Raw genomic sequence first — 9,012 nt, 5'->3', positions numbered from 1 at the left:
TCGATTAATTAGGAGGTTAAGCCATGATTCAGCAAGAAACGATGTTGAATGTTGCCGATAACACCGGTGCCAAAAAAGTTTTGTGCATCCAGGTCATGGGTGGCTCGTATCGCAAATACGGTAATATCGGTGATATCATCACTGCGACTGTTAAAGATGCAACACCCGGAGGCGTTGTCAAGAAAGGCGACGTTGTCAAGGCTGTTATAGTTCGTTCGAAAAAAGGATTACGTCGTGCCGACGGTTCGTACATTCGCTTCGATGAAAATGCAGCAGTCGTAATCAATGCAGATAAAAGCCCTAAGGGTACTCGTATATTCGGGCCGGTTGCCAGAGAGTTGCGTGAAAAAGATTTCATGAAGATCATCTCCTTGGCTCCGGAAGTATTATAACGGAGGAGGTGTTCTAATATGGGAAAAATGCACGTTAAAACCGGTGATACGGTAGTTATCATCGCAGGTAAAGATAAGGGCAAACAAGGCAAGGTCATTGCGGCATACCCGAAAAAAGACCGCGTTGTCGTAGAAGGCCTGAACCAAGTAAAACGCCATACGAAACCGAGTCAGAACAATCCTCAAGGCGGTATTATTACGAAGGAAGCTCCCATTCACGTTTCCAACGTTATGCTCGTCGATCCGGAAAGCGGCAAACCGACTCGCGTAAAAACGGTTACGCAGGCGGACGGAACGAAGGTACGTACGGCCGTAAAGAGCGGCAAAGCTATCTAATAAGAAGGGAGGGCCTTGAGAGTGTCCAGATTAAAAGACAAATACCTTTCCGAAGTAGTGAAAGGATTACAGGAAAAATACAACTACAAGAATGTCATGGAACTTCCGAAGGTAACTAAGGTCGTTATCAACATGGCAGTAGGCGAAGCTGTTACGAACTCCAAAGCGTTGGACGCAGCAGTCGGCGATATGACAATTATCTCCGGCCAGAAGCCTATCATTACGAAAGCAAAGAAATCCATTGCTGCATTCAAAGTTCGTGAAGGCATGAATTTGGGTTGCAAAGTCACGCTTCGCGGCGAACGGATGTATGAATTCCTCGATAAATTGATGAACTTGGCATTGCCCCGTGTACGTGACTTCCACGGTATCAGCGCAACGGGTTTTGACGGCCGCGGCAACTATACGCTCGGCTTGAAAGAACAGCTGATTTTCCCGGAAATCGAATATGACAAGATCGATAAAGCTCGCGGCATGGATATTACAATTGTAACGACAGCTAAGACCGACGAAGAAGGTCGCGACATGTTGACGTTAATGGGCATGCCTTTTGAAAAGCAATAATAAGGAGGAAATCATAGATGGCAAAGAAGTCGATGCTTGAACGCGAAAAGAAACGCGAAAAAATGGTAGCCAAATATGCGGCACTCCGTGCTGAATTAAAGGCTAAAGGCGACTACGAAGCACTTTCCCAGTTACCGGCAAACGCATCTCCCGTACGTCTGCACAATCGTTGCAAAGTAACGGGTCGCCCCCATGGCTACATGCGTAAATTCGGCATTAGTCGTATTACGTTCCGTGACTTGGCGTATAAAGGTCAAATTCCTGGCGTTCGTAAAGCCAGCTGGTAAGATAGAGACGAAGGGAGGTTTTTACACATGTCAATGTCCGATCCGATTGCGGATATGCTTACACGCATCCGTAATGCCAATTCGGCATATCACGAAAAGGTGGAAATGCCTGCTTCTACAGTTAAAGCTGCAGTGCTTAACATCTTGAAAGAAGAAGGCTTTGTTAAGAATTTTGAATCCGTTAACAACGGTAAAACTCTTAAAGTTACGTTGAAATACGGTTCCAATAAAGAAAAAGTAATCAGCGGCATTAAAAGAATTTCCAAACCCGGTTTACGAGTTTATGCTAAGAAGGAAGAACTTCCGCGTGTACTCGGCGGTTTGGGGATTGCCGTAATCTCTACGTCTCAAGGCGTAATGAGCGACAAAACGGCTCGTAAATTAGGTCTGGGCGGCGAAGTTATCGCCTACGTCTGGTAAATTTTGGAGGTGTCGATATGTCACGAGTAGGTAGAATGCCTATTGATATCCCGGCAGGCGTAACGGTTAAAATTGACGGTCCCGTTATTTCCGTCAAAGGACCGAAAGGTGAACTGACCCGTACGCTCCACCAGGATATGAAAGTTACAGTACAGGACAACGTTATTACAGTAGAACGTCCGTCTGAAGAAAAAAATCACCGTGCACTTCACGGTCTTACGAGAGCTCTCGTTGCCAATATGGTAACAGGCGTAACCGAAGGTTTCACGAAGAATCTTGAAATTGTCGGCGTCGGCTACAGAGCACAAATGAAGGGCAATAAGTTGGCTCTTACACTCGGTTTCTCGCATCCGCTTGAACTTGATGTTCCCGAAGGCGTTAAGGTTGAATGCCCCAGTGCTACGCAGATCGTAGTATCCGGTGCCAATAACGAACATGTCGGTGAATTTGCAGCGAAGATTCGCGGTTATCGTTTACCTGAACCGTATAAGGGCAAGGGTATTCGTTATGCAGGTGAACATGTACGTCGTAAAGCCGGTAAAGCCGGTACGAAGAAATAATAATTCGTTACTATAGAAAGGAGTGAATTCCTTGAAATCCAGTAAAAATGCGATTCGCGTAAAACGTCATTGGCGTTTACGTAAGCATATAAACGGGACGGCGGAACGCCCGCGTTTGAACGTATTCCGTAGCCTTAACAATATTTACGCTCAAGTAATTGACGATGTTAAGGGTGAAACATTGGTATCCGCCAGCACCTTGGACAAAGAATTGAAGGGCCAGGCTAGCGGCGGTAATAAAGCAGGTGCGGCACTGGTCGGTAAATTGGTTGCGGAACGTGCCGTTGCCAAAGGCATTACGACGGTTGTATTCGACCGCGGCGGGTATGTCTATCACGGTCGTGTAGCAGCGTTGGCCGACGCGGCACGCGAAGCAGGCTTGAAATTCTAATCAGGGAGGAAACAACACATGGCAAAAGTTGACCATACAGGTCTTGAGTTACAAGAAAACGTCGTATTCATCAACCGCGTTGCTAAAGTAGTTAAGGGCGGCCGCCGTTTTTCCTTCAGTGCGTTGGTAGTTGTCGGTGACGGCAACGGTCGTGTAGGCGCAGGATTAGGTAAAGCCGGCGAAGTTCCCGAAGCTATTCGCAAGGGTGTTGAAGATGCGAAAAAACATTTGGTTACAGTAAATCTTAAAAACGGTTCCATTCCGTATAAAACGACGGGTGTCTTCGGTGCAGGTAAGGTTATGTTGAAACCCGCTGCAGAAGGTACCGGCGTTATTGCAGGCGGCCCCGTTCGTGCCGTTCTGGAATTGGTCGGTGTACGTAATATCCTCACCAAGTCCCTCGGTTCTTCCAACCCCAACAACATGGTTCGTGCAACAATCGAAGGCTTGAGCCAGTTGAAGGACGTTAAAGAAGTGGCAGAACTCCGCGGTAAGACTGTAGAAGAAATTTACGGTTAATAAGGAGGGTACACATAATGGCACAAGTTAAAGTTACGCTCGTCCGCAGCTTGGCCGGCCGTCCGCAGGATCAGCGTGCGACCGTTACGGCTCTCGGCTTGCATAAAACGAACTCCAGCGTTGTCAAAGAAGCTACGCCTCAAATTAAGGGCATGCTTCATAAAGTACAGCACTTGATTAAAGTAGAAGAAATCTAATACAAAGGAGGTGCGCTGAATTGAAACTTCATGAAATGAGCATTATCCCCGGTTCCAAGAAGAAACGCAATCGTGTAGGTCGCGGTATCGGTTCCGGTAACGGCAAAACGGCCGGTAAAGGTATGAAAGGTCAGAATTCCCGTAGCGGCGGCGGTGTACGTCCGGGGTTTGAAGGCGGCCAGATGCCTTTGTATCGTTTACTTCCGAAGCGCGGTTTCAAAAATGTTTGGGGCAAGGAATATGCGGAAGTTAACGTAGCAACATTGAATCGCTTTGAAGACGGAACGACGGTTGATCCGGTCGCTCTCGTTGAAGCCGGCATTTTGAAAAATGTCCGCGACGGCGTTCGTATCCTGGGTAACGGTGAATTGGAAAGAAAACTTACCGTCGTAGCTCAGGGCTTTACCAAGTCTGCACAGCAGAAAATCGAAGCAGCCGGTGGTAAAGTAGAGGTGATTTAAGGTGTTAGAAAGTATTCAGAACGTTCTGAACGTTCCCGAATTCCGTAAACGTGCAGTATTCACCTTAATCATGTTTATTATTTTCAGGCTCGGGGTGCACATTCCCGTGCCGGGCGTTGATGCAGCGGCTATTGAAGGCCTCTTCAACAGCGGTAATCTCTTCGGCTTGTTGGACTTGTTCTCAGGCGGTGCTCTTTCCAAGTTCTCCGTACTGGCAATGAGTATTACGCCGTATATCAATGCGTCAATTATTATGCAGCTTTTAACGGCCGTCGTTCCCACTTTTGAACAGTGGTCCAAGGACAATCAGGACGGACGTGATAAAATTCAGAAAGTTACTCGTTACGGAACGGTTCTTCTCGGCTTTATTCAGGCCTTTGCCATGAGTTATGCCTTGAAGGTCAACAATGCCCTAATTGATAACAGCTGGACGACAGTGCTTATGGTTGCCGTTATTCTTACGGCAGGCACGTGCTTCCTCATGTGGCTCGGTGATCAGATTACGGCAGGCGGTATCGGTAACGGTATTTCGCTGATTATTTTCGCCGGTATCGTGGCTCGCTTCCCGAACGGCGTAAATACGCTGTATCAATACGTGCAGGCAGGAACGATTAACATCTTCCAGGCGGCACTGTTTGCCTTAATCGCACTGTTCATGATCGTCATCGTCGTTGAGGTTACTCAAGGGCAAAGACGTGTAAACGTACAGTATGCGAAACGTGTAGTAGGCCGTAAAATGTACGGCGGTCATTCGACGCACATTCCGTTAAAGGTCAATCAGGCCGGCGTTATTCCCATCATCTTCGCTTCATCGGTGTTGATGTTCCCGATTACGATTGCTCAGTTCATTCAGAATGATACGATTCAATGGCTGGCACAGGTCTTCGGTTGGGGGACGTTGGCTAATACGGTGGCTTATGCCGTGCTTATCATCTTCTTCACCTACTTCTATACGGCTATTTCTTTGAACATCCCGCAGATGACGGAGAATATGCAGAAGTATGGCGGGTTTATTCCCGGTATTCGTCCGGGCGAACCGACAGCACGGTATATTGACAGAATTATGACACGCATTACCTTGGCAGGTGCTTTTTTCCTCGCTTTTGTAGCAATCTTACCGAATTTTATCGGTTGGATTACGGGAATTCAAGGCGTCTACTTCGGCGGTACGGCAGTGCTTATCGTCGTCGGTGTTGCCATCGATACGATGAAACAGGCCGAATCGTTGGTACTCAATAAGCAGTACCAAGGCTTTGTGAAATAATAAGGAGGCAGTTTGAGTGTATATTCTCTTAATGGGCCCTCCGGGTGCCGGTAAAGGCACACAGGCCGAACGATTGATTGAAAAGTACGGCATTCCTCAAATTTCCACAGGCGATATGTTCCGTGCAGCAGTTAAGGAACAAACACCTTTGGGATTGGAAGCCAAAAAATATATGGATAACGGTCAGTTAGTTCCTGATGCCGTTACCATCGGTATTGTCAGAGAACGATTAGCCAAAGACGATTGCAAGAAAGGGTTTATCCTTGACGGATTCCCGCGTACGACGTCGCAGGCCGTATCTCTTGACGCTATCTTGCGTGATCTCGGTATTAAGTTGGACGGGGTCATCAATATTGCCGTTCCTGATGAAGAATTGGTTCGTCGTACGACGGGTCGACTCATTTGCCGCAGTTGCGGTGCAACCTACCACTTGACTTCGAAACCGCCTAAGGAAAACGGCGTTTGTGATAAGGACGGCGGCGAATTGTATCAGCGCGATGACGACAAAATGGAAACGGTTAAGAAACGTCTTGCCGTATATGCGGCACAAACCAAACCGTTGATCGACTACTATAAGAGTTCAAATTTGTATATCGAAGTAGACGGTCAACAGGATATGGATTCCGTCTTCAACGCCATTGTAGCGAGTCTTGAAAAGGGCAAGTAACATGATTATTTTAAAGTCTAACCGCGAAATTGAGTATATTCGTGCAGCCGGAAGAATTACGGCAGACGCACTGATGCTCATGCGCGAACTTGCCGTGCCGGGTGTGACGACACAAGAAATGGACCGCCGTTGTGAAGAATATATTCGCAGTCAGGGTGCTTTTCCCAGCTGTAAGGGATACTACGGATTCCCGGCGACCATTTGTGCCAGCGTGAATGAAGAAGTCGTTCACGGTATTCCCGGTCATAGAAAATTACACGACGGTGATATTATCAGCGTCGATTTGGTTGTAAACAAAGACGGCTATCACGGTGATTCAACGATTACGATTCCTGTCGGCGATGTAGCGCCTGATACTCTCAAGTTATTACAGGTTACGGAAGAATGTCTGTATAAGGGCATTGAACAAGCTGTAGCCGGCAAACACATGGGAGATCTCGGCCATGCCGTTCAGGCTCATGCCGAATCGTTCGGATACGGAGTGGTCCGCGATTATGTGGGTCACGGTATCGGAACGGATATGCATGAAGCCCCGGAAGTACCGAATTACGGTCGACCGGGCCACGGCATTGTCTTGGAAGAAGGGATGGTCTTGGCCATTGAACCGATGATTGCCATGGGTACTGAAAAGGTACGCCAGCTTGATAACGGTTGGACCGTTATTACGCAGGACAAGAAACCGGCCGCCCATTTTGAGCATACCGTTGCCATTACCGATCACGGTCCGGAAATCCTGACCTTACCGTCATAATGGACACGGTTCGTATTCCTGTCGGAATGACGGTTCTCAGTCTGGCAGGTAAAGATAAAGGAAGGGTGTATGCGGTTATCGGTACGGCTCAAGGGCCGTACGTGTACGTTGCCGACGGAAGGAAATATCCGAAAAGCGACTGCAAGAAGAAAAACTGCCGTCACTTACGGCCTTTGGGACCGAGTGCAAATCCCGACGCCTGTCGCGATGACTTGCACATACGTGAACTGGTAAAAAAAGGACAACGGAACATGACCGGGGAGGGTTAATACATGTCGAAGGAAGATGTTATTGAAGTTGAAGGCGTAGTTGTTGAAGCTTTACCGAACGCCATGTTTAAGGTAAAATTGGAAAACGACCACATTATTTTGGCTCACGTTTCCGGTAAGATGCGTATGAATTTTATCCGTATTCTGCCCGGTGACAGAGTCACCATGGAGCTTACGCCCTATGACTTGAGTCGCGGTCGTATTACATATCGCTTCAAGTAACTTTGCGTAGGAGGTAAATATGAAGGTAAAACCGTCAGTAAAAAAGATTTGCGATAAATGCAAAATCATTAAGCGCAAAGGCCGTGTAATGGTTATTTGCGAAAACCCGAAACATAAACAAAAACAAGGTTAATAGTCCGGAGGTGAAATATTAGATGGCACGTATAGCCGGCGTGGATTTACCGCGCGACAAACGAGTTGAAATTGGTTTAACATACATTTACGGTATCGGTCTTTCCTCTTCCCAGGAAATTCTTGCTAAAACGGGTATCAATCCGGATACACGCGTTCGCGATTTGACGGAAGACGAAGTACAGAAGATTCGTGAAACAATCGGTGAAGAATACAAGGTTGAAGGCGACCTCCGTCGTGAAACGGCATTGAACATTAAACGCCTTATTGAAGTAAACTCCTATCGCGGCAAACGTCATCGTTCGGGTCTGCCCCTTCGCGGTCAGCGCACGAAGACGAATGCTCGTACTCGTAAAGGTCCGAGAAAAGCGATTGCAGGTAAGAAGAAATAATATTTAAGTAAGGAGGGACACGATTTTGGCTAAGAACAATGTAAGAAGCAACAAAAGAAAAGAAAAGAAGCACGTAGAATCCGGTGCAGCTCATATCCGTTCTACATTCAATAATACGATCGTTACGATCAGCGATACAAAGGGCAACGCTCTTTCTTGGGCAAGTGCCGGCGGCCTCGGTTTCCGCGGTTCCCGTAAAAGCACTCCCTTTGCTGCACAGATGGCTGCTGAACAGGCTGCAAAAGCCGCTATGGAACACGGCCTTCGTCAGGTAGAAGTATTCGTAAAAGGCCCCGGTTCCGGACGTGAAGCCGCAATTCGCGCATTGCAGGCAGCTGGATTAGAAGTTAATTCCATTAAAGACGTTACCCCTATTCCGCATAACGGTTGCCGCCCGCCTAAACGGAGACGTGTATAATCAATAGCCCTTAGGCGATTGATTTTGATTCTGGAACGGGAGGATTTTCCACAATGAGTAATGACAATATCTTTAAAGTGACATCCGACATGCTTGACGGAGACGGAACGTTTGGAAAATTCGTATGCAAACCTCTTGATCGGGGTTATGGAATCACCTTGGGGAACAGCTTACGGCGCATTCTTTTATCGTCATTGGAAGGCGTAGCCATTACGTCCATTAAGATTGACGGTATTCTTCATGAATTTACGACCATCCCCGGCGTACGGGAAGATGTTTCGGAAATCATTTTGAACTTAAAACAGGTTCGAATGAAATTCCATAAGGAAGATCAGATGGAAGCGGATATTATTGTAGATATCTCCGGAGAATGCGATTTTACGGCAGCGGACCTCAACGTAAACTCAGACATAGAAATTTTAAACCCGACCCTTCATATAGCGACACTCGATGAAGATGCGCATATTCGTATGCAGTGCCATATCGAACGGGGTAAGGGCTATGTGCCCTCGACGAAGAACAAGAAGGATACGGACGTCATCGGCGTTATTCCTATCGACTCTATTTTCTCCCCTATTTTGCGGGCTAAGTATGAAGTTGGTAATGTTCGGGTAGGCAACGAAATGGATTATGATTCGTTGACCATGGAAGTTTTGACGGACGGCAGCCTTACGGCAGAAGATGCTATGGCGGAATCGGCCAGCATTTTGTCGTCCTACTTGGAAAAAATCAAACAACTGGCTGCTCCGGGTCGAAACTTGCAACAAGGT

General features: G+C 47.2%; 19 protein-coding genes. All 19 read left to right on the top strand.

The window, feature by feature from the left end; translation table 11 throughout:
• Nucleotides 1-23: 23 nt before the first annotated feature.
• The gene (gene rplN, locus PGX78_RS04090) at nt 24-392 is read left to right on the top strand and encodes a 50S ribosomal protein L14 (RefSeq protein WP_006943106.1); all 369 of its coding nucleotides are present in this window, start codon (nt 24-26) and stop codon (nt 390-392) included.
• A gap of 18 nt (nt 393-410) precedes the next feature.
• Entirely contained in the window at nt 411-728 is a 318-nt protein-coding gene (gene rplX / locus PGX78_RS04085; RefSeq protein ID WP_006943119.1) for a 50S ribosomal protein L24, read from the top strand.
• A gap of 21 nt (nt 729-749) precedes the next feature.
• Entirely contained in the window at nt 750-1,292 is a 543-nt protein-coding gene (gene rplE / locus PGX78_RS04080; RefSeq protein WP_006943124.1) for a 50S ribosomal protein L5, read from the top strand.
• A 17-nt stretch (nt 1,293-1,309) separates the two neighbouring features.
• Nucleotides 1,310-1,579, top strand: a complete 270-nt coding sequence (gene rpsN / locus PGX78_RS04075) for a 30S ribosomal protein S14 (protein WP_006943125.1) — start codon at nt 1,310-1,312, stop codon at nt 1,577-1,579.
• Between the two features lie 27 nt (nt 1,580-1,606).
• Entirely contained in the window at nt 1,607-1,999 is a 393-nt protein-coding gene (rpsH, locus tag PGX78_RS04070; protein ID WP_040774532.1) for a 30S ribosomal protein S8, read from the top strand.
• 17 nt (nt 2,000-2,016) lie between these two features.
• Entirely contained in the window at nt 2,017-2,559 is a 543-nt protein-coding gene (gene rplF, locus PGX78_RS04065; RefSeq protein ID WP_040774535.1) for a 50S ribosomal protein L6, read from the top strand.
• A 31-nt stretch (nt 2,560-2,590) separates the two neighbouring features.
• Nucleotides 2,591-2,950 carry a 50S ribosomal protein L18 gene (gene rplR / locus PGX78_RS04060; protein WP_040774538.1) on the top strand — a complete coding sequence of 120 codons (360 nt, stop codon included), beginning with the start codon at nt 2,591-2,593 and terminating at the stop codon, nt 2,948-2,950.
• 18 nt (nt 2,951-2,968) lie between these two features.
• Entirely contained in the window at nt 2,969-3,469 is a 501-nt protein-coding gene (gene rpsE / locus PGX78_RS04055; RefSeq protein ID WP_006943135.1) for a 30S ribosomal protein S5, read from the top strand.
• Nucleotides 3,470-3,486: 17 nt separating this feature from the next.
• Nucleotides 3,487-3,666: a 50S ribosomal protein L30 gene (gene rpmD, locus PGX78_RS04050; RefSeq protein ID WP_006943136.1), complete on the top strand. Its 180-nt coding sequence runs from the start codon at nt 3,487-3,489 to the stop codon at nt 3,664-3,666.
• A gap of 20 nt (nt 3,667-3,686) precedes the next feature.
• The gene (gene rplO, locus PGX78_RS04045) at nt 3,687-4,127 is read left to right on the top strand and encodes a 50S ribosomal protein L15 (protein ID WP_040774541.1); all 441 of its coding nucleotides are present in this window, start codon (nt 3,687-3,689) and stop codon (nt 4,125-4,127) included.
• A gap of 1 nt (nt 4,128) precedes the next feature.
• The gene (secY, locus tag PGX78_RS04040) at nt 4,129-5,391 is read left to right on the top strand and encodes a preprotein translocase subunit SecY (RefSeq protein WP_006943140.1); all 1,263 of its coding nucleotides are present in this window, start codon (nt 4,129-4,131) and stop codon (nt 5,389-5,391) included.
• A gap of 16 nt (nt 5,392-5,407) precedes the next feature.
• The gene (locus PGX78_RS04035) at nt 5,408-6,058 is read left to right on the top strand and encodes an adenylate kinase (protein ID WP_270445503.1); all 651 of its coding nucleotides are present in this window, start codon (nt 5,408-5,410) and stop codon (nt 6,056-6,058) included.
• Between the two features lies 1 nt (nt 6,059).
• Nucleotides 6,060-6,809 (top strand): type I methionyl aminopeptidase, encoded by a 750-nt coding sequence (gene map, locus PGX78_RS04030; RefSeq protein ID WP_270445502.1) that lies wholly within the window; start codon nt 6,060-6,062, stop codon nt 6,807-6,809.
• A complete protein-coding gene (locus tag PGX78_RS04025) occupies nt 6,809-7,078 on the top strand; it encodes a hypothetical protein (protein WP_006943147.1) in 270 nt (89 codons plus the stop codon). The genes map and PGX78_RS04025 overlap by 1 nt, the downstream gene beginning before the upstream one ends.
• A 3-nt stretch (nt 7,079-7,081) precedes the next feature.
• Complete coding sequence (gene infA, locus PGX78_RS04020) at nt 7,082-7,300, top strand: translation initiation factor IF-1 (protein ID WP_006791132.1); 219 nt, start codon at nt 7,082-7,084, stop codon at nt 7,298-7,300.
• A gap of 19 nt (nt 7,301-7,319) precedes the next feature.
• Nucleotides 7,320-7,433 (top strand): 50S ribosomal protein L36, encoded by a 114-nt coding sequence (gene rpmJ / locus PGX78_RS04015; protein WP_006791131.1) that lies wholly within the window; start codon nt 7,320-7,322, stop codon nt 7,431-7,433.
• Nucleotides 7,434-7,455: 22 nt separating this feature from the next.
• The gene (rpsM, locus tag PGX78_RS04010) at nt 7,456-7,824 is read left to right on the top strand and encodes a 30S ribosomal protein S13 (RefSeq protein ID WP_006943149.1); all 369 of its coding nucleotides are present in this window, start codon (nt 7,456-7,458) and stop codon (nt 7,822-7,824) included.
• 25 nt (nt 7,825-7,849) lie between these two features.
• A complete protein-coding gene (gene rpsK, locus PGX78_RS04005; RefSeq protein ID WP_006943150.1) occupies nt 7,850-8,242 on the top strand; it encodes a 30S ribosomal protein S11 in 393 nt (130 codons plus the stop codon).
• Between the two features lie 53 nt (nt 8,243-8,295).
• Nucleotides 8,296-9,012, top strand: a 717-nt coding sequence (locus PGX78_RS04000) for a DNA-directed RNA polymerase subunit alpha (protein WP_270445500.1), incomplete at its 3' end; no start/stop codon positions are given.

The organism is Megasphaera sp. AF13-6AC (assembly GCF_027685385.1).
Taxonomy (GTDB): domain Bacteria; phylum Bacillota; class Negativicutes; order Veillonellales; family Megasphaeraceae; genus Megasphaera; species Megasphaera micronuciformis.
The sequence above is the reverse complement of the archived record's forward strand: the minus strand, read 5'-3'. Positions and strand labels throughout refer to the sequence as shown.

Coding starts and splice junctions, on each gene's coding strand:
- rplF (WP_040774535.1), top strand. CDS start 2,017: ATGTCACGAGTAGGTAGAATGCCTATTGATATCCCGGCAGGCGTAACG.
- infA (WP_006791132.1), top strand. CDS start 7,082: ATGTCGAAGGAAGATGTTATTGAAGTTGAAGGCGTAGTTGTTGAAGCT.
- rpsM (WP_006943149.1), top strand. CDS start 7,456: ATGGCACGTATAGCCGGCGTGGATTTACCGCGCGACAAACGAGTTGAA.
- rplX (WP_006943119.1), top strand. CDS start 411: ATGGGAAAAATGCACGTTAAAACCGGTGATACGGTAGTTATCATCGCA.
- rplN (WP_006943106.1), top strand. CDS start 24: ATGATTCAGCAAGAAACGATGTTGAATGTTGCCGATAACACCGGTGCC.
- rpsH (WP_040774532.1), top strand. CDS start 1,607: ATGTCAATGTCCGATCCGATTGCGGATATGCTTACACGCATCCGTAAT.
- rpsN (WP_006943125.1), top strand. CDS start 1,310: ATGGCAAAGAAGTCGATGCTTGAACGCGAAAAGAAACGCGAAAAAATG.
- PGX78_RS04025 (WP_006943147.1), top strand. CDS start 6,809: ATGGACACGGTTCGTATTCCTGTCGGAATGACGGTTCTCAGTCTGGCA.
- rpmD (WP_006943136.1), top strand. CDS start 3,487: ATGGCACAAGTTAAAGTTACGCTCGTCCGCAGCTTGGCCGGCCGTCCG.
- rpmJ (WP_006791131.1), top strand. CDS start 7,320: ATGAAGGTAAAACCGTCAGTAAAAAAGATTTGCGATAAATGCAAAATC.
- map (WP_270445502.1), top strand. CDS start 6,060: ATGATTATTTTAAAGTCTAACCGCGAAATTGAGTATATTCGTGCAGCC.
- rpsE (WP_006943135.1), top strand. CDS start 2,969: ATGGCAAAAGTTGACCATACAGGTCTTGAGTTACAAGAAAACGTCGTA.